Annotated in this window: 16 protein-coding genes; 11 read left to right on the top strand and 5 right to left on the bottom strand. The window is 45.1% G+C overall.

Going from position 1 to position 18434, the window contains the following annotated elements; translation table 11 throughout:
* The first annotated feature begins 22 nt into the window (after positions 1-22).
* Positions 23-1921 (top strand): beta-ketoacyl synthase, encoded by a 1899-nt coding sequence (locus EXT48_RS09125; RefSeq protein ID WP_130164262.1) that lies wholly within the window; start codon positions 23-25, stop codon positions 1919-1921.
* 103 nt (positions 1922-2024) lie between these two features.
* Here EXT48_RS09125 and fghA read toward each other — a convergent pair whose 3' ends face one another.
* Both fghA and EXT48_RS09115 read right to left on the bottom strand, forming a co-directional pair.
* Complete coding sequence (fghA, locus tag EXT48_RS09120) at positions 2025-2867, bottom strand: S-formylglutathione hydrolase (protein WP_130164261.1); 843 nt, start codon at positions 2865-2867, stop codon at positions 2025-2027.
* 56 nt (positions 2868-2923) lie between these two features.
* Positions 2924-4045, bottom strand: a complete 1122-nt coding sequence (locus EXT48_RS09115) for an S-(hydroxymethyl)glutathione dehydrogenase/class III alcohol dehydrogenase (RefSeq protein WP_130164260.1) — start codon at positions 4043-4045, stop codon at positions 2924-2926.
* A 95-nt stretch (positions 4046-4140) separates the two neighbouring features.
* Between EXT48_RS09115 and EXT48_RS09110 the strand changes: the two genes are divergently transcribed.
* Entirely contained in the window at positions 4141-5016 is an 876-nt protein-coding gene (locus EXT48_RS09110; protein ID WP_130164259.1) for a LysR substrate-binding domain-containing protein, read from the top strand.
* Here EXT48_RS09110 and EXT48_RS09105 read toward each other — a convergent pair.
* Positions 5003-6661: a SulP family inorganic anion transporter gene (locus tag EXT48_RS09105; protein ID WP_010605005.1), complete on the bottom strand. Its 1659-nt coding sequence runs from the start codon at positions 6659-6661 to the stop codon at positions 5003-5005. The genes EXT48_RS09110 and EXT48_RS09105 overlap by 14 nt on opposite strands.
* A gap of 148 nt (positions 6662-6809) precedes the next feature.
* Complete coding sequence (rne, locus tag EXT48_RS09100) at positions 6810-10208, bottom strand: ribonuclease E (protein ID WP_130164258.1); 3399 nt, start codon at positions 10206-10208, stop codon at positions 6810-6812.
* Between the two features lie 610 nt (positions 10209-10818).
* Between rne and rluC the strand changes: the two genes are divergently transcribed.
* Positions 10819-11769 carry a 23S rRNA pseudouridine(955/2504/2580) synthase RluC gene (gene rluC / locus EXT48_RS09095; protein WP_130164257.1) on the top strand — a complete coding sequence of 317 codons (951 nt, stop codon included), beginning with the start codon at positions 10819-10821 and terminating at the stop codon, positions 11767-11769.
* Between the two features lies 1 nt (position 11770).
* Positions 11771-12415: an HAD family hydrolase gene (locus EXT48_RS09090; RefSeq protein WP_130164256.1), complete on the top strand. Its 645-nt coding sequence runs from the start codon at positions 11771-11773 to the stop codon at positions 12413-12415.
* Here EXT48_RS09090 and EXT48_RS09085 read toward each other — a convergent pair.
* Entirely contained in the window at positions 12401-13003 is a 603-nt protein-coding gene (locus tag EXT48_RS09085) for a nucleoside triphosphate pyrophosphatase (RefSeq protein ID WP_130164255.1), read from the bottom strand. The genes EXT48_RS09090 and EXT48_RS09085 overlap by 15 nt on opposite strands.
* 119 nt (positions 13004-13122) lie before the next feature.
* Between EXT48_RS09085 and yceD the strand changes: the two genes are divergently transcribed.
* From yceD to fabF, 7 genes are all read left to right on the top strand, one after another.
* Positions 13123-13647: a 23S rRNA accumulation protein YceD gene (yceD, locus tag EXT48_RS09080; protein WP_010374009.1), complete on the top strand. Its 525-nt coding sequence runs from the start codon at positions 13123-13125 to the stop codon at positions 13645-13647.
* Between the two features lie 10 nt (positions 13648-13657).
* Entirely contained in the window at positions 13658-13828 is a 171-nt protein-coding gene (gene rpmF / locus EXT48_RS09075; protein WP_010374010.1) for a 50S ribosomal protein L32, read from the top strand.
* A gap of 11 nt (positions 13829-13839) precedes the next feature.
* Complete coding sequence (plsX, locus tag EXT48_RS09070; protein WP_010374011.1) at positions 13840-14886, top strand: phosphate acyltransferase PlsX; 1047 nt, start codon at positions 13840-13842, stop codon at positions 14884-14886.
* A 53-nt stretch (positions 14887-14939) separates the two neighbouring features.
* Positions 14940-15866: an ACP S-malonyltransferase gene (gene fabD / locus EXT48_RS09065; RefSeq protein WP_039497519.1), complete on the top strand. Its 927-nt coding sequence runs from the start codon at positions 14940-14942 to the stop codon at positions 15864-15866.
* 13 nt (positions 15867-15879) lie between these two features.
* Positions 15880-16626 (top strand): 3-oxoacyl-ACP reductase FabG, encoded by a 747-nt coding sequence (gene fabG / locus EXT48_RS09060; RefSeq protein ID WP_130164254.1) that lies wholly within the window; start codon positions 15880-15882, stop codon positions 16624-16626.
* A 216-nt stretch (positions 16627-16842) separates the two neighbouring features.
* Positions 16843-17079, top strand: coding sequence for an acyl carrier protein (gene acpP / locus EXT48_RS09055; RefSeq protein WP_010374019.1), 237 nt, complete (start codon positions 16843-16845; stop codon positions 17077-17079).
* An 86-nt stretch (positions 17080-17165) separates the two neighbouring features.
* Positions 17166-18404 (top strand): beta-ketoacyl-ACP synthase II, encoded by a 1239-nt coding sequence (gene fabF / locus EXT48_RS09050; protein WP_039497526.1) that lies wholly within the window; start codon positions 17166-17168, stop codon positions 18402-18404.
* Positions 18405-18434 lie beyond the last annotated feature (30 nt).

The following is an 18434-nucleotide window of genomic DNA, read 5'->3' as shown; positions in this document are numbered from 1 at the left end:
TTAGTTCAGAAGTAGGAACGACATGACAGCATTGCCAATTATTGTAGGAATGGGGGGTATTAACGCCGCGGGGCGCACCTCTTTCCATCAAGGCTACAAACGTATTGTACTTGATAAGCTAAATGCTAAAGACCGACAAGAGACCTATTTGGGTCTTGCGAGTTTAATGAACTTAGTGCGTTATAAAGATGGCAAGCTAATTGACCAAAACGACCAAGTCGTTCAAGAGGTGGAGATTGAGTCGCGTTTTGGTGAGCAGATCTTAGCGGGAACGTTGATCCGTAAAATCGAAAAAAACCATTTTGATGTAGATGCGACTCCTTGGCAGCAAAAGCTCACAATGAAAGCAAATGATGACAGCAAGATAGTATTCAGTTGTCGTAAACGTGATTTACCAGAGCCAGTTCCTGCAGCTTGGCAAGTGATTGAGCTTGATCCAAAAATGGTTGAAGTAACCATTGCGGACCAGATTGAAGTTAAGCACGATAGCTATAGAGACAATCCAATTAAAGCCGCAGGTCAATTACCAACAGGCTTTGAGCCGTCACTCATGTATAACAGCCGTTATCAACCACGCGGCCTTCAGGCAACTATTTTCGCTGCAACCGACGCTATCCGCTCAACGGGTCTTGAGTGGGACAAGGTAATGAACAGCGTACGACCGGACCAAATCGGCACTTACTCCGCTTCTGTGGCAGGGCAAATGAATGATGAGGGCTTAGGTGGATTAGTACGTAGTCGTTTACGTGGCGACCGAGTAAGCACTAAGCAGTTAGCGCTAGGACTCAACACCATGTCCACTGACTTTATCAATGCTTATGTTACTGGCAGCGTTGGCACAACATTTACGACATCAGGTGCCTGTGCGACGTTTCTATATAACCTCCGTGCTGCAGTGAATGATATTCAGGCTGGCCGTACTCGAGTGGCGATTGTAGCCAGTGTTGAGTGTGCCATTACACCAGAGATCATCGAAGGCTTCGGTAATATGGGTGCACTCGCAAATGAAGAAGGCTTGCGTAAACTTGATGGTACTGAGCATGTAGATTATCGCAAAACAAGTCGTCCTTTTGGTGAAAACTGTGGCTTTACAATTGGTGAAGGGGCACAAGTGACGATTTTGATGGATGACGCATTAGCACTGGAGCTTGGCGCGCAGATCATGGGCTCTGTGGCCGATGTATATGTCAACGCAGACGGCGTGAAAAAGTCGATTACGGCACCTGGCCCTGGTAACTATATTACCATGGCAAAATCGGTCGCGCTGGCTCAGCAAATCGCAGGCACCGAGGCGTTAGTAAAACGCAGCTTTATTTTGGCACATGGCTCAAGCACACCACAAAACCGGGTTACTGAGTCGCTTATCTACCACAAAATCGCAGAAACTTTTGCGATTAATGGCTGGAAAGTGGCGGCGCCAAAAGCCTATGTTGGTCATACCATAGCGCCAGCGTCTGGCGATCAGTTAGCGATGGCTCTTGGGGTGTTTGAATACAATATTATGCCTGGGATCACTACAATCAATGCAGTAGCAGAGGATGTTCACGCCGAGCATTTAGATATTCGTACCGAGCACTATGAGTGCGAGCCAATGGATATCGCCTTTATAAATTCAAAGGGCTTTGGTGGTAACAATGCAACGGCAACGGTGCTTTCTCCAAAACTCACGAAGCAGCTACTAAGCAAGCGGTATAGCCAAGTTGAGTTTGCAAATTATGAGCAACAACTTGCCATTACAACACAAAGACAAATTGCATATCAGCAAGCGGCCGATTATGGTCAATACGAGCTCATTTATCGTTTTGGCAATGGCATGATTGATGAGTCTGAATTGAATTTAAGTCAGCAAGAGTTAGCCATTCCTGGGTTCGAGCAAAGCATACAGCTTTGTCCAACGAATCCATACGGCGATTTAATCTGATGATTTGATACCAAATAATGTTAAGCAAGCAAGGCGTACAGGGAGTACGCCTTTTTTATTTTTAGCTTAGTGCTGTGCTTAAATGCGCAAACGGCAGTCAGGCTCACTTCATATAGTTAGCATGAAACTCAAGATGATTTTCAATAAAGCTTGAGATAAAGAAATAGCTATGATCGTAACCTTCATGCATGTTTAGCGTGATAGGGTAGCCTACTTTTTCTGCAGCTTGTTCGAATAACCAAGGCTTTAGCTGCTCGTCTAAAAACTGGTCACTTGAACCTTGCTCAATGAGTATCGGACGTTTTGTTGGACTAACATAGTGCGACAATAGTTCGGTCGCGTCATATTGTTGCCAACGCTGTTTGTCGTCCCCTAAATATCCTGTTAGCGCTTTTTGACCCCAAGGGCAGTTACTTGGGTTAACGATTGGGCTAAACGCTGAGATACTCGTATAGGCGTCAGGGTTTCTAAGCCCAATAATTAATGCACCATGACCACCCATGGAATGACCACTAATGGCTTTTTGCGGACTAACAGGGAAGTGCGCTTCGATTAACTGGGGCAGCTCTTCGGTCACGTAGTCATACATTTGATAATGTTGACTATACGGCGCCTGTGTCGCATTGACGTAAAACCCCGCACCTAGACCAAAGTCATAAGCGCCATTTTCGTCGTCTGCAATGCCTTCTCCACGCGGGCTTGTATCTGGTGCGACAATAGCGATACCAAGCTCGTTGGCTTTTTTAAACGCGCCTGCTTTTTGCATGAAGTTTTCATCGCTGCAGGTTAACCCTGAGAGCCAATATAAAACCGGGACTTGTTGTCCCTCATTGACGATTTCAGGTAAGAAAATGGCGAAGGTCATTTCACACTGCGTCGACTGGCTGGTATGTGTGTAGCGCTTATGCCAACCGCCGGATACTTTGTTGCTGGAAATCAGTTCCATCAAGTGCTCCTTAATTAAGTGAAATAGGACGCAACCTGTGCGTCCTTAAGCGGGTACTAGTAATGGATCACCGAGCGGATACTCTTGCCTTCATGCATTAAATCAAAGGCTTCATTAATATTTTCGAGCTTCATGGTATGAGTGATAAAGTCATTGAGTTTGAATTCACCAGCCATATAGCGTTCAACAATCTCAGGAAGCTCTGAGCGACCTTTTACGCCACCAAAAGCACTACCGCGCCATACGCGACCGGTAACCAATTGGAATGGGCGTGTTGAAATCTCTTGTCCAGCGCCTGCAACACCGATGATCACTGACTCACCCCAACCTTTGTGACAGCACTCAAGGGCACTTCTCATGACATCTACGTTACCGATACATTCGAACGAGAAATCCACACCGCCATCGGTCATTTCAACGATCACTTCTTGGATAGGTTTGTCGAAGTTTTTCGGGTTGATAAGATCGGTTGCGCCAAGCTTTGTCGCCAGCTCAAACTTATCTTCATTGATGTCGATACCAATGATCCGACTCGCGCCAGCCATTGCCGCACCGATAATAGCGGACAAGCCGATCCCACCTAGGCCGAAAATGGCGACGGTATCGCCTTTTTGCACTTTAGCGGTATTCATTACTGCGCCCATTCCCGTGGTGACACCACAGCCAAGCAAACAGATCTCCTCAAGAGGCGCTTCTTTGTTTACTTTAGCCAAAGAGATTTCTGGCAGTACAGTGTACTCAGAGAACGTTGACGTGCCCATGTAGTGATAAATTGGTTGGCCGTCTTTATAAAAGCGGGTTGTGCCATCAGGCATCAAGCCTTTACCTTGGGTTTCACGGATCTGCTGACAAAGGTTCGTTTTACCAGACTTACAAAACTTACATTCGCCACATTCTGGTGTGTACAATGGGATCACGTGGTCGCCAACGGCAACGCTGGTAACGCCTTCACCAATCGCTTCAACAATTCCTGCACCTTCATGGCCTAAGATTGCTGGGAATACGCCTTCAGGATCGTCGCCAGACAAAGTGAAAGCATCGGTATGACATACGCCTGTAGCGGTGATTTTAACTAAGACTTCGCCTTTTTTCGGTGGCATAACATCAACTTCTTCAATACTAAGCGGTTGACCTGGGCCCCAAGCGATCGCTGCTTTAGATTTAATAAATTCAGACATGGTTTGTTCCTTTCTTAAAAGTTGATAGCAGTATAACTACATTATGATTTTTGATAATCTATAAAAATTATAAAGACTTTTACGTATATGTAATAATGGATAGGTGGATTGGCATTGATGAGTTTGTTGCGGTCGCAAGTAATGGCTCATTTAGTGGGGCTGCAACTCAGTTAAATACTTCGGTTGCGCAAATTAGTCGCCGAGTGAAAATGTTAGAGGAGCGCCTTAACATTCAACTTTTGACGCGCACTACCCGAAAATTAGCGCTGACTCAAGAAGGTGAAGTATTCTTATCTCACGCAAAGCATTTGCAGCATGGATTAGATGACGCCACTGCTGCAATCCGTCAACGTGATAGACAGCCTACAGGCAAACTTAAGCTTACCGCACCGGTAATGTACGGCGAATCTTATGTCATGCCTGCCGTGGTTGACTTTATGCGTTTGTATCCCAAAGTTGAGGTAGAAATGCATTTGACGAACAACCAAGTCGACTTACTCGATAAAGGCTTTGACTTGGCAATTCGACTCGGTAAGTTACAAGATTCATCACTGCGCGCCAAACGGCTAACCACACGAAAAACCATGGTGTGTGGTGCAAATATCTATTTAAATCAATTTGGTCAACCGCATACGCTCGCTGAGCTTAGCAATCATAAGTGTTTAATTGGCAATAATAGCGAATGGCGCTTTGTTGAGCACGGTAAAGCGCGGCAAATTAAAGTGGCGGGGCCACTTCGTTGCAATAGTGGTTGGGGGCTCTTGGAAGCAGCAAAGCAGGGCTTAGGTTTGGTACAGTTACCGCATTATTACGTGCAGGAAGCACTAGAGAGTGGAGAGTTAACAGAGGTACTCACCAACTTTAGACCTGAGGAAGAGGGCGTCTGGGCGCTGTATCCACCCAGACAATTTGTCGCGACCAGTTTACGATTGTTACTGGATCACTTAAGTGCGCACTTTAATAAGTTTTAGCCATAGTATCAATGGCTTGACTGAGCGCTATCTCGCGACTATCACAAAATGCACGGTCGCCTAGACGGTCATGAATGTTTAAGCGCTTGAGTTTATCGGTGGTCTCCAAATTCGGTGAATAGATAAACACACTACAGTCAGCATCAAGCGCATCTGTAATCGCATTTTCAATGGCTAAGCCCACGGTGACATCAATCATAGCTACGTCGCTTAAATCTAATACCATGGCTTTGTATTCACTAATCTTGCGGTGTTGTCTTGCGATTGCTTTTGAGACGCTAAAAATCATTGGCCCGGAAAGATAAAAGAATAATAGTTTACCGTTGGCTTTATCTAACAGCTCGCTTTCTTTTTTCGTTAGTGGCACATCTTCATCGCTATCACTGTCGCTAATTGCTTTAACGTGATTAGCTTGCACTCGGCTTAATCTCTCTATGATCATCACATTAGAGATAAATACGCCAAGGCCCACGGCAACAATCAGGTCAACAAAAACGGTAAGGAGCATTACGCCATACATAATCGCCATTTGACTGACACTAAGCTTATGAGCACGCTGGATAAAACTCCAATCCAGAATATTAAAACCAACATACACTGCAATACCAGCAAGCACCGCCATTGGGATTGGCTCGGTCAGGCTGCCCGCGATAAAGACTACAGCCATCAAAATTAGTGCCCTGAATATCCCAGCGATTGGCGAGCGAGCGCCCACTTGAATATTGACCACAGTTCCCATCGTTGCGCCAGCACCTGGCAATGCACCAAAAAGGCCAGCTATCATATTGGCAATACCTTGGCCTCTGAGCTCCTTATCAGAATCATGCTCGGTTCGCGTTAAACTGTCGGCTATTACTGCCGTTAACAACGTATCTATACAACCCAAAGTGCCCAGTACTAATGCGTCGATAAGCATTTCAACGAATAGCTCTGGTGATAATACTGGCAACACAATACTTGGCAGGCCACTTGGAATTTCTCCGATGCGGCGAATACTATCGGTATCAAAAATAATAATTGAAAGCAGTGTAACGGCGACGAGTGCGACCAGTTGAGCGGGGACGTACTGGCGCCACTTACTTGGCATTTTGAATAAGATTGCAAGTGTGATCACCCCGAGGAACAACTCAGAAAAGTGTAAGTCCATCAGCAGGCTGGGCAAGTTAGACAAAGTGCCAACAACACCACCTGCAGGCGCTTGGTGTCCAAGTAAAGGAGCAAGCTGCAAAATAATGAGGATAACACCAATACCAGACATAAACCCGGAGATGACGCTGTAAGGCATCAAGGTAACGTATTTACCTAACTTGAGTGTACCGAGTAAAACCTGAAAAGCACCTGCCATCATGACAACAGTAAAGCCCATCGCAAGACCATTTTCGGGGTACTTGCTCATCATGGCGGTGAGTACTGCTGTCATGATAACAGTCATTGGGCCGGTTGGTTCAGAAATGAGGGAGGTTGAACCACCGAACAGCGCGGCAAATAAGCCAACTAAAATTGCGCCCCACATCCCAGCTTCTGCGCCAGCACCAGAGGCAACACCAAAAGCGAGTGCGAGTGGTAAAGAAATGATTGCAGTGGTTACACCACCGAATAGGTCACCTTTTAAAGAGGCGTTTTTAAATCTCTTAAGTGTGATCATACTTTTGACTTTAACGATCAAAGAATTGACGGCATTCTACTGATAAATAACACGGAGTGCTACGAAGGACTGGTATTACCATTTGTCTACTCAGTAAAATTCGGACACAAAAAAGCCAGTCTAAAAAGACTGGCTTTTCAATTACTGCTTAGTCAACCTGAGCAGGAGAGGCCATGTCGGCGCTTGCTCTGCCTGTTGGTGACTTAGAGCCAACACCCAAGCCGCTATTCGCCACAGCCTGACGTAGTTCATGTGGCATCGCAGATGGTGTTTCTACCACGACATCCTCAATCACGCTTTGTGCTTTTGTCATTGGCGCGGCAGCCGTTTGGTTGAAGCGTACACGGCTTTGTACTGAATTGCCGTTTACTACTTGTTGAGTAGGTGCTTCAATAGCGTTAGCGGCTGGTGTCTCTTCAGTTGAAGATTCAGTAACTGCTTCAGCTGCTGTTTCCACAACCGCTTCTGTTGTCGGTGCCTCGACTGCTGGCTCCTGAACTTCAGGTGTTGCCTCAGTGTCAGAAGCCTGAGTTTCTTCTACAACTGCAGTTTCAGCTTCATCTTCAGCCTTTGTCGTTTCAACTTGTTCAGTCTCTACTGTGTCAGCGATTGGCTCAGCTTTAACCACTTTGGCTTCTTCTGGCGGCATAGCTTCAAGCTCTTCTGCGACTACCTCGTCAGCGCTTGCAGACGTTTCGGGCTTTGCAGCTTGTTGCATTGGTGCTTCAGCAGTGGTTGCCTCAACTTCGTTTTCAGGCTCCACTTCTTGCGCTGCCTTTTCGTCAACCTGTGCTTCGGCTGGCTTAGCTTCAACATCTTGGTCTGCATCAGTGTGCGTCTCAGAAACAGTCGCTTCTGCCGCTGGTGCATTATCTTCAGCTACCGTTTCAGGTGACAATTGAGTCTCAACTGTACTTGCTTCTTGCTGCACTTCCGCTTGAGTTTCACTGTCAGAAGAAGATTTCGCTTTTAGCTCAGCTTCGTATTCTGCAGCGGCTTGATCTGCTACGGGTACAAATGCAGCAGCTTGACCTTTTTCAGGCGTATCCTGACGACGGCGACGTTGACCTGCAGCTCTCAGATGACGCGGAGAACGTCTAGAGCGAGTGCGGCCTTCTTTATTTTCGTCATCAATTTGCGATTCTGAAAGTTCAGCAGATACCACCTCGGTAACATCGTTTTGTTCGTGGCGCTCAGTGCTAGCTGTTTCTTGCTGCTTTGCTTGAGCGTGTACGTCAGCTTGTTCAGAAGGTGCAGCTACTTGTTCGTTAGTTGCAGACTCTTGTTCTGACTTATCCGCGACAGGTTTCGCTTTTCTTTGCCTTGGCTTTTGTTCAGCTTTAGGCTCAGCTGTCGTTTTCGCTGGTTGTTCAAGCGGCTTTGCTTCTACTTTCACTTCTTCAGTGCTAGCTTGCTCTGACGTGTTAGTATCCTGCGCATTGCTTTCTTCCACACGTATCTTCTTACGAAGATTACGTCTTTGTCTGCGTGGTTTTACTGTCGCTTCTTTAACTGGTGCGTCTTTAGCCTCAACCGTTTCAACGTTATCGTTTACAGACTCCTTAGCTGGACGGTTTGCTTTGTCCTGATCTTGGCGCTTTCTGTTATTTGGACGACGGCGTTTGCGGTTATCACCACGTTGCTCGTTACTGTTATTTTCGTCTTTCGATTCAACCGTTGTTTCTTTTTGTTGATCGTTACGACGGCGGTTATTGTTACGACGACGATTGTTATTATTGCGACGGCGATTATCACGGTTGTTATCGCGTGATGATTTTTCTTCAGAAGATTTGTTTTCTTCTTGGTTATCGCTGTCACTAGCAAATAGGCTCTTGAACCACTGACCAATCTTTGCAAACAGGCTAGTGCCGTTTTGAGCTGGCTTTTCTTGTGGCTTACGTGCTTGTGGTTTTGCAGCTTGAGTTGGAGTAGGGGCTGGCGCAGGCGCTGGTGCATCAGGCATAACGACACCTTTTAACACAGGCTCCTCTTTCACAATTGCTTGAGCTCGAGCAATTTCAACAACTTCAGGCTCAGGCGCGGTGATCTGCTCATAGCTAGCTGCTTCTGTTGTTTCATCTTTACGCAATCTAACCACTTCATAGTGCGGTGTTTCTAAGTGTTGGTTAGGAATGATAACAACGTGGCACTCGTGGCGCTTTTCGATGCGTTGCACAGAACGACGCTTTTCATTTAATAGATAAGCACCAACAGCGACAGGCACTTGGGCGTTGACCTGAGCGGTATTATCTTTGATCGCTTCTTCTTCGATTAGACGCAAGATAGACAAAGCAATGGATTCGTTTGAGCGAATGGTGCCTTGGCCGTCACAGCGTGGACACGTATGCTGGCTTGCTTCACCTAAAGACGGACGTAAACGTTGACGCGACATTTCTAATAGGCCGAAACGAGAAATCTTACCGATTTGCACGCGAGCACGGTCAGTACGAACGGCTTCTTTCAAGCGGTTTTCTACTTCACGTTGATGGCGAGGCGGGGTCATATCGATAAAGTCGATAACGATTAGGCCACCTAAGTCACGTAAACGTAATTGGCGTGCAATCTCGTCAGCGGCTTCTAGGTTAGTGTTCAGTGCAGTCTCTTCGATATCGCCACCTTTCGTCGCTTTTGACGAGTTGATATCGATAGAAGTGAGTGCTTCTGTTGGATCAATAACGATAGAACCACCTGAAGGCAAACGCACTTCACGCTGGAAAGCTGACTCAATCTGACTCTCAATTTGATAATGCGTAAATAACGGCACATCGTTTTGATAAAGCTTAACACGATTGATGAAGTCTGGACGGAAACGCTCAATATGCGCCTTCGCTTCTTCAAAAACACGCGGTTTATCAATTAGTATCTCACCGATATCACGACGTAAATAATCGCGAATTGCACGGAAGATCACGTTACTTTCTTGGTGAATTAGGAAAGGTGCTTTACCGCTATTTGCCGCATTTTGGATTGCGTCCCAATGAACGAGTAGCGCCTTAAGGTCGTACTCTAGTTCTTCGAAAGATTTACCTACGCCCGCGGTGCGAACGATAAGACCCATACCTTTAGGTACGTTTAAGCGACTCAATGCTTCTTTTAGCTCAATACGCTCATCACCTTCGATACGACGTGAAATACCGCCAGCTCTTGGGTTATTTGGCATTAATACCAAGTAACTACCAGCGACGCTGATAAACGTTGTGAGTGCCGCGCCTTTTTGACCACGTTCTTCTTTATCAACCTGAACGATGACTTCTTGACCTTCTTTGATCACGTCTTTGATGTTAGGGCGACCATTGAATGTATAGCCATCTGGGAAATACGTTTTAGCGATTTCTTTTAAAGGAAGGAATCCGTGACGCTCAGCGCCATAATCAACAAATGCGGCTTCTAGGGATGGTTCGATACGGGTAATTTTACCCTTATAGATATTGGCTTTTTTCTGTTCGTGACCAGGGCTTTCTATATCTAGATCGTATAGACGCTGGCCGTCAACCAGTGCCACGCGCATTTCTTCTTGCTGCGTTGCATTGATCAGCATACGTTTCATATTGTAATTCTCTACTTAATTATTTACAGCGCCTGATACGTCTTGCCAGCGACAGCGTGCTACGCCTTGGATGTTCCTATTAAATGATGCAGTCTCACGACTGGGGGAAAGGGAACATATTCACAGTTTCCGCTTTAAATCAGGGTAAAATCACTGATCCATCGTTCGCTTTTTGCACGTTTATTCGTTTCACAAAGTAGTCATGCACGGGGTAAGTTGAGCTTGGTTTGCCAAGCTTGGCTATCACCATCTTTTGACTTGATTGCTTTGTGATTATTCACGAGTTGCGGCCTGCTATGCACGGGTATTACTGCAACTGTGGTAAACGTATCAGACAAATTTTAATTTCTTGCTTTTTGGTTTGTTCATCGTGTCCAGTCATTAAACGAAATATTACGCGCTTCGCACTGACTGTTCGCACGTGTTTATCTTAGATGCATGATAAAAGCTTTGGAAATATTAGCTCTAATCTGTATGATCTGCCATCCAAGATGTGCATCACGACATTGTTTTTGCGATAAAAAGCACCTCGCAAAAATTTGCGGCCTGATTATCCCACTAATAATGTCGAGATAGCAACTAAATTATTACTCAAATCAGTGATTAGGCAATGTCAGAGAAACCCGCATTACAAGTTAGCTTCGTTACCGTGACTGAAGACCAAGAAGGTCAAAGGATCGATAACTTTTTAGTTACGCATTTGAAAGGGGTGCCAAAAAGCGCCGTATATAAAATTCTTCGTAAAGGGGAAGTGCGCGTAAACAAAAAGCGGGTGAAGCCTGTATATAAACTACAAATCAATGATGAAATCCGTATCCCGCCTGTGCGTGTTGCCGAGAAAACAGAGTTTGTGCCTAAAAACCTAGATAAAGTCGCAAACTTAGAAGATGCCATTCTTTATGAAGATAAGTATCTGATAGTTATAAATAAGCCAGCTGGTATGGCGGTACATGGTGGCAGCGGCTTAAGCTATGGCTTAATTGAAGCATTAAGAGCATTACGCCCACAAGAGCAAAGCTTGGAGTTGGTGCACCGTTTGGATCGCGACACATCGGGTTGTTTGTTGATTTCAAAGCGCCGCGCTGTGCTTAAAGGACTTCATGAGCAGCTAAGAGAAAAGACCATGGAGAAAAATTACCTTGCACTGGTTTCAGGGCAATGGGATGCCAAACATAAAAATGTCACCGAACCGCTACGTAAAAATACCTTAAAGTCAGGTGAGCGAGTGGTGCGAGTCGATCATGAGCAAGGCAAGCCTTCTCATACTCGTTTTAGAGTCGTTGAGCGTTTTGAGTCCGCAACGTTAGTGCAGGCGTCACCAGTAACAGGTAGAACGCACCAGATCCGAGTGCATACTCAATGTAAAGGACATCCAATTGCGTGTGATGATAAGTATGGCGATCAGGTGTTTGATACCAAAATGCGTGAAGTGGGATTAAATAGGCTGTTTTTGCATGCCAAAGAACTCAGATTTATGCACCCAAAAACAGAAACGACACACCATGTAGAGGCGCCATTGGATGGGGCTTTGGAAGCATGCTTAGTTAAATTAAGGAAGTAACATGCGCTACAAGTGTGTGATTTTCGACTGGGATGGCACCGTCATGGACTCTGTGCCAAAAATCGTAAATACCATTCATTTGGCTGCTGAATCTTGTGGAATTGCACCCGTCAGTAACGAAGCGGCGAAAAGTATTATCGGCCTGTCTCTCGATAAAGCGATACTGACACTTTTTCCAAATCATGAAGACAAATTAGCGTCTTTAATTGCGGCTTATAAATATATCTATAAGCATCAAGACAAAACCCCAGCGCCTCTATTTGAAGGCGCTGAAGCGCTTTTAAAGCAATTACATGGCAGTGGTGTCAAAGTTGCGGTTGCAACAGGAAAAAGCCGAATAGGACTTGACCGCCTGATAGCAGAAAGCGGGTTGAGTGATATTTTCGTTACGACACGGACAGCATGTGAGGCGGAGTCTAAACCGCATCCCGATATGTTGCTTCAGATTTTGGCTGAACTAAACGTGGAAGCTACAGAGGCTGTCATGGTAGGCGATACGATAATTGATATGAATTTAGCGAAGAATGCAGGCATTGAAGCGATCGGCGTCACTATGGGTGTTGCAACAAGAGAGCAGTTATCGCAAACATCGGCTGCCCATATTTGCGATAACTATCATGACTTGTCTAACCTATTGTTGGCTTGATTGCTCTGCGAGCACATCAATACCAAACGTGAGCAGTGTTTTAGTGAGTTGAATAAGGGGAAGGCCAATCAGGGTATTGGGGTCTTCTCCTTCAAGTTTATCAAACAGACAGATCCCTAATCCTTCGCTTTTAAAACTTCCAGCACAGTTGTAAGGTGTTTCTGCATCACAATAGTTACTGATCTGTGCTTGGGTGAGTTGGCGAAAGTAAACGTGAAACGGTACCACTTCAGTGACCGTTTTGCCGCTTTCTATGTCGAAAACGGTTAAACCAGTCAAAAAAGTCACGCGATTATTGCTAAATAGGCTTAGTTGCTTAATCGCGTTTTCTTTATTATGTGGCTTTCCTAGGATCTCACCGTTGAATAGCGCAACTTGGTCTGAACCAATCACCACACCTTGTTGATATTTTGCTATTGCTGCTTTGGCTTTTGATTCGCTCAATCGCGCAACAAGTTGCTGAGCTGATTCACCTTCGAGTGCTTGCTCGTCTACATCCGGTGAAAAAGATGCAAAAGGAAGCATTAATTTTTTCAAAATTGACTGCCTAAATGGCGAACTTGAGGCTAGAATAAGGGGCGTTTTCATGAGATTTTTATCTTTGTGACAACATTGCCAACAGGATAATGCGCAATAACGCGAAAAACAAAGGGAAAGTGTATTTTTACTTTGACTAACACAGTAACTATCTATATGATGCAGCCCCTATGCAAAAGGTGAAAATTCCCATCACTATTGATCCATGCAGAGCAGCGCAACGTCGAGCATCTTATGACGGTGTTGTAATGCTTGAAGAACTTTCTCGATTGCAGCAAGTTGTGCGTGATCAAAATAGTGAAATAGCGGTAGACATTCATTTCAACATCGACGAACAAGGTTTGGTTGTTGTGCAAGGCAAAGTCCGAGCCCATCTAACCGTTGTATGTCAGCGTTGTAATGATGAATTAGGGTTGGATTTGGAACAAGACTTTGCGTATTCGCCAGTCGGATTAGGTGCAGAGTCGGATGATCTTCCCGAGCGTTATGATGTGTTGGAACTGGATGAAGAGGGTGAGGTTAATCTAAGACAGATCGTCGAAGATGAACTATTACTCGCAATTCCGATAGTCCCGACGCATGATGAAGCACTATGCTCTTATTCTGATAAGCCAAAGAGCTTTGGTGAAATTGAAGCAGAAGATAGCAAACCAAATCCATTTGAAATTTTGAAACAACTTAAGAAAGATTCTTAGGAGAAGGCTAATGGCGGTACAAAAAAGCAAGAAGTCACGCGCACGTCGTGGTATGCGTCGTTCACACGATGCGATCAGTGGACCAGCTCTAACTGTAGATCAGGTTTCTGGCGAGACTCATCGTCGTCACCACGTGACTGCTGACGGTTACTACAAAGGCGTTAAAGTAATTTCTAAGTAAGAGATTACTTTATGCTGACCGATCTAACCATTGCGTTAGATATGATGGGGGGCGATTACGGCCCCCGTTCATCTATCCCCGCAGCTATCGCTGCTGTGCTTAAGCACCCAAATCTAAATTTAATCCTCTGTGGTAATCAGCAAGTTATTGAAAGTGCTTTGACTAAAGCTAATATGCTGGATCATCCAAGACTCAAAATTAAACACTGTAAAGAAGTCGTCACTAACGGTTGTGAACCTGCCTCTGCACTTAGAAATAAAAAGCAGTCTTCAATGCGTATTGCGCTTGATTTGGTGAAATCTGGCGAAGCGCAGGCTTGTGTTAGTTCAGGAAATACAGGTGCGCTCTTTTTTATGGCCCACTATGTGTTAAAAATGTTGCCTGGCATCAAGCGTCCCGCGTTAATTTCAGCCGTTCCAACAGAGAAAAAACAGCCCGTTTATTTGCTTGATCTTGGTGCGAATGTACATTGCGACCCTGAAACCCTCTATCAGTTTGGTATTATGGGCTCAATCGTGGCTGGAGAGGCATTAAATATTCCTTCACCTAAAGTGTGTTTGCTAAACATTGGCTCTGAAGAAATCAAAGGCCATGATGGTATCAAGCAAGCTGCAAAATTAATGAAATCCTCATCTGTTATTAATTATCAAGGCTATTGTGAGGGGAGCGATATGTTCTCTGGCAAAGCCGATGTAATTGTGTGTGAGGGATTTGTCGGTAACGTCGCCTTGAAAACCTGTGAAGGGATTGCCAAACTCATCATGCATAAGTTTAGCAAAGCGTTAAAAAAGCACTTTTTTTATAAAGCGTTGGCCTTTTTACTTCGACCCGTTATAAAAAAATTGTATAGAAGGGTGAACCCCGACCAGTATAACGGCGCAAGTCTGGTAGGATTGCGCGGTATTGTTGTGAAAAGTCACGGAAATGCCACAACGAAGGCATTTTTAGCCGCGATTGAAGAGGCTGCGCAAGAAGTACAACGCAAGATCCCTGAAAAGATCCAAGCGGTGTTTGCTCAGGTCGACACAGAAAAACAACCGTCAGGTCCGCATCCCTAACACTGCTAAGTGACATGAGGACGTGGCGACAACAGAGAAAATAAGAGCACAATATGTCACAAAAAATCGCATTATTTTTCCCAGGACAGGGCTCACAAAGCGTGGGCATGTTATCTGAATTATTAGCATCTTCTGATATCGTTAAAGCGACTTTCGCTGAAGCCTCAGAAGCACTAGGCTACGATTTAGCCGAACTTGTGCTAAACGGTCCTGAAGAAGAATTAAACCAAACGCATCGTACTCAACCGGCATTATTAACCGCAAGTGTTGCTATCTTTAGAGCATGGCAAGAGAAAGGTGTTGAAGCTGAACTGACACTAGCAGGCCATAGTCTAGGTGAATACTCTGCACTAGTATGTGCAGAAGTATTAACCCTTGCAGATGCCGTTAAGTTAGTTGAAAAACGTGGTTTATACATGCAAGAAGCAGTTCCTGCTGGCACCGGGTCAATGGCGGCAATTATTGGTTTAGATGATGACGTGATTGCCAAGGTGTGTGCCGAATCTGCACAGGGTGACGTTGTTTCGCCGGTAAACTACAACTCACCAGGCCAAGTGGTGATTGCAGGTCACGTCGAAGCCGTAAATCGAGCTTCTGAAGCGTGTAAAGAAGCAGGAGCTAAACGCGCATTACCACTTGCAGTTAGCGTTCCATCTCATTGCGCATTAATGAAACCTGCGGCTGATAAATTGGCCAAAGATCTTGAAGCACTCGCTTTTTCAGAGCCAAAGTTTGATGTGATCAACAATGTTGACGTTGCTGTTGCAAAAGATGCAGCAGCAATAAAAGATGCGCTTATTCGTCAGCTCTATAGTCCAGTAAGATGGACTGAAACTGTACAAGCAGTTGCAAAAGAAGGTGTTACAACAACTTTTGAGTTCGGCCCAGGTAAAGTGATTTCGGGTCTTGTCAAACGCATCGACCGCTCAGTGTCGTGTGTGTCGGTAAATGATTTAGCTGCCATTGCAGCTGCAGAATAATAACGAGAGCATTATGAGTAATTTATTTTCTTTAGAAGGTAAAGTTGTACTAGTAACGGGTGCTAGCCGTGGTATTGGTAAAGCAATCGCTAACGCCTTAGTGGCACAAGGTGCAAAAGTTGCGGGTACTGCAACGAGTGAGTCTGGTGCAGAGCGTATCTCTGAGTATCTAGGCGAAAATGGTAAAGGTTATGCCTTAAACGTGACAAATGCCGACTCAATCGCAGCAACTTTGGATGCAATCAAAGCAGACTTAGGTGATATCGATGTGTTGGTAAACAATGCTGGTATCACTCGTGATAACTTGCTGATGCGCATGAAAGACCAAGAGTGGGATGATATCATCGATACAAACTTGTCATCCATTTTCCGCTTATCAAAAGCGGTACTTCGCCCAATGATGAAGAAGAAAAATGGCCGTATCATTAACATTGGTTCAGTAGTGGGCACTATGGGTAATGCGGGTCAGGCTAACTATGCTGCTGCAAAAGCAGGTGTAATTGGTTTTACAAAATCATTGGCACGTGAGGTTGCATCTCGTGGTATTACGGTAAATACTGTAGCACCGGGCTTCATTCAGACAGATATGACGGATGAGCTAACTGATGAGCAAAAAGCAGCAACTTTGGCGAATGTACCAGCAGGTCGTTTAGGTCAGCCAGAAGAAATCGCAGCAGCTGTGGTTTATTTAGCATCAGATGCGGCAGCTTATGTTTCTGGTGAAACTTTGCACGTAAATGGTGCGATGTACATGGTTTAACCCGCTAAGATCACAAATCAATTGAAATTTTTGTGATCTTGTCGACAACGTACTTGAAATCGTCGCGAAAATAGGCGATAAAAAGATCCAAAGCTTTGTAACAGGTTTGACCAGAAAAAAAAGTACGGGTCAATCCTTGAATCCCAGAATGATGCGTCGTAAACTGCGCCGCAATCTGAAAATTAACGCAGTAGCGTTTAAATAAAGGAAAGAAGAATGAGCGACATCCAAGAACGCGTAAAGAAAATTATTGTTGAACAACTAGGTGTTAAAGAAGAAGAAGTTAAATCAGAAGCGTCTTTCGTTGATGATTTAGGTGCTGACTCTCTAGACACTGTTGAGCTTGTAATGGCGCTAGAAGAAGAGTTCGATACAGAGATCCCTGATGAAGAAGCTGAGAAAATCACTACTGTTCAGGCAGCTATCGACTACGTTACTGCTCACGCTGAGTAACTAGCTTTTCTATTAGGGCAGCACTCGCTGCCCTAACTCTTTCTAGACCCCCCAATTATTATAATAATCCCTTTTTGGAGGACACCGTGGCTAAACGTCGAGTCGTAGTAACTGGCTTAGGTATGTTGACGCCGCTGGGTAATGATGTTGCATCTACCTGGCAGGGCTTATTAGAAGGCCGTAGTGGCATTCGCAATATCACGCATTTTGACACAGAAGGTTTCGGGACTAAGTTTGCTGGTTTAGTTAACGACTTTGATGTCACTGAGTACATTTCCCCTAAAGATGCTAAAAAAATGGATGTCTTCATCCAGTATGGTATCGCTGCAGGTGTACAGGCTTTAAAAGACTCAGGTCTTGAAGTTAACGAACAGAACGCCGCTAGAGTTGGTGTGGCCATCGGTTCTGGTATCGGTGGCTTGACGCTAATTGAAGAAAACCACGTTAAGCTATTAAATAGCGGCCCACGCAAGCTTTCTCCGTTTTACGTTCCTTCTACTATTATCAATATGATCTCTGGTCACTTGTCCATCATGCATGGCTTGAGAGGTCCAAATATTTCGATTGTGACTGCATGTACAACTGGCCTTCATAATATTGGCCATGCGGCACGTATGATTGCGTACGGCGATGCGGATGCGATGGTAGCAGGCGGTGCTGAAAAAGCGTCAACCCCAATTGGTATGGGTGGTTTTAGCGCGGCTCGTGCGCTTTCTACGCGTAACGATGATCCGCAAGCGGCTTCTCGCCCTTGGGATAAAGACCGTGATGGTTTTGTGCTAGCTGATGGAGCTGGTGTGATCGTACTGGAAGAGTATGAGCATGCGAAAGCTCGTGGTGCGAAAATCTACGCTGAACTGGTTGGCTTTGGTATGAGTGGCGATGCATATCACATGACATCACCACCAGAAAATGGTGCTGGCGCTGCACAAGCTATGGTTAATGCATTGAATGATGCAGGGATCAATGCAGAGCAGGTTGGCTATATCAACGCACACGGCACTTCTACTCCAGCGGGTGACGTTGCAGAGACGCATGCTGTTAAGTCGGTATTTGGTTCTGCGGCAAAAAATGTGATGGTGAGCTCGTCTAAATCAATGATGGGTCACTTACTTGGTGCTGCGGGCTCAGTTGAATCAATTATTTCGATTCTTGCGCTGCAAGACCAAAAAGTAACGCCGACCATTAACTTGGATAACCCAGATGAAGGCTGTGATTTAGATTATGTGCCTCATACTGCCCGTGATGCGAAACTAGAGTACACTTTGTGTAACTCGTTTGGTTTCGGTGGAACAAACGGTTCGTTGCTATTTAAAAAGGTGTAGATCAGCCTTAGTAATCTTATAGCAAAGTAG

The organism is Pseudoalteromonas sp. CO348 (assembly GCF_004208845.1).
In the GTDB taxonomy this organism is placed as follows: Bacteria; Pseudomonadota; Gammaproteobacteria; order Enterobacterales; family Alteromonadaceae; genus Pseudoalteromonas; species Pseudoalteromonas maricaloris.
The sequence above is the reverse complement of the archived record's forward strand: the minus strand, read 5'-3'. Positions and strand labels throughout refer to the sequence as shown.

Bases quoted from the DNA above. Each gene is read 5' to 3' on its own strand.
- EXT48_RS09125 (WP_130164262.1), top strand. From the start codon at position 23: ATGACAGCATTGCCAATTATTGTAGGAATGGGGGGTATTAACGCCGCG.
- fghA (WP_130164261.1), bottom strand. From the start codon at position 2,867: ATGGAACTGATTTCCAGCAACAAAGTATCCGGCGGTTGGCATAAGCGC.
- EXT48_RS09115 (WP_130164260.1), bottom strand. From the start codon at position 4,045: ATGTCTGAATTTATTAAATCTAAAGCAGCGATCGCTTGGGGCCCAGGT.
- EXT48_RS09110 (WP_130164259.1), top strand. From the start codon at position 4,141: ATGGATAGGTGGATTGGCATTGATGAGTTTGTTGCGGTCGCAAGTAAT.
- EXT48_RS09105 (WP_010605005.1), bottom strand. From the start codon at position 6,661: ATGATCACACTTAAGAGATTTAAAAACGCCTCTTTAAAAGGTGACCTA.
- rne (WP_130164258.1), bottom strand. From the start codon at position 10,208: ATGAAACGTATGCTGATCAATGCAACGCAGCAAGAAGAAATGCGCGTG.
- rluC (WP_130164257.1), top strand. From the start codon at position 10,819: ATGTCAGAGAAACCCGCATTACAAGTTAGCTTCGTTACCGTGACTGAA.
- EXT48_RS09090 (WP_130164256.1), top strand. From the start codon at position 11,771: ATGCGCTACAAGTGTGTGATTTTCGACTGGGATGGCACCGTCATGGAC.
- EXT48_RS09085 (WP_130164255.1), bottom strand. From the start codon at position 13,003: ATGAAAACGCCCCTTATTCTAGCCTCAAGTTCGCCATTTAGGCAGTCA.
- yceD (WP_010374009.1), top strand. From the start codon at position 13,123: ATGCAAAAGGTGAAAATTCCCATCACTATTGATCCATGCAGAGCAGCG.
- rpmF (WP_010374010.1), top strand. From the start codon at position 13,658: ATGGCGGTACAAAAAAGCAAGAAGTCACGCGCACGTCGTGGTATGCGT.
- plsX (WP_010374011.1), top strand. From the start codon at position 13,840: ATGCTGACCGATCTAACCATTGCGTTAGATATGATGGGGGGCGATTAC.
- fabD (WP_039497519.1), top strand. From the start codon at position 14,940: ATGTCACAAAAAATCGCATTATTTTTCCCAGGACAGGGCTCACAAAGC.
- fabG (WP_130164254.1), top strand. From the start codon at position 15,880: ATGAGTAATTTATTTTCTTTAGAAGGTAAAGTTGTACTAGTAACGGGT.
- acpP (WP_010374019.1), top strand. From the start codon at position 16,843: ATGAGCGACATCCAAGAACGCGTAAAGAAAATTATTGTTGAACAACTA.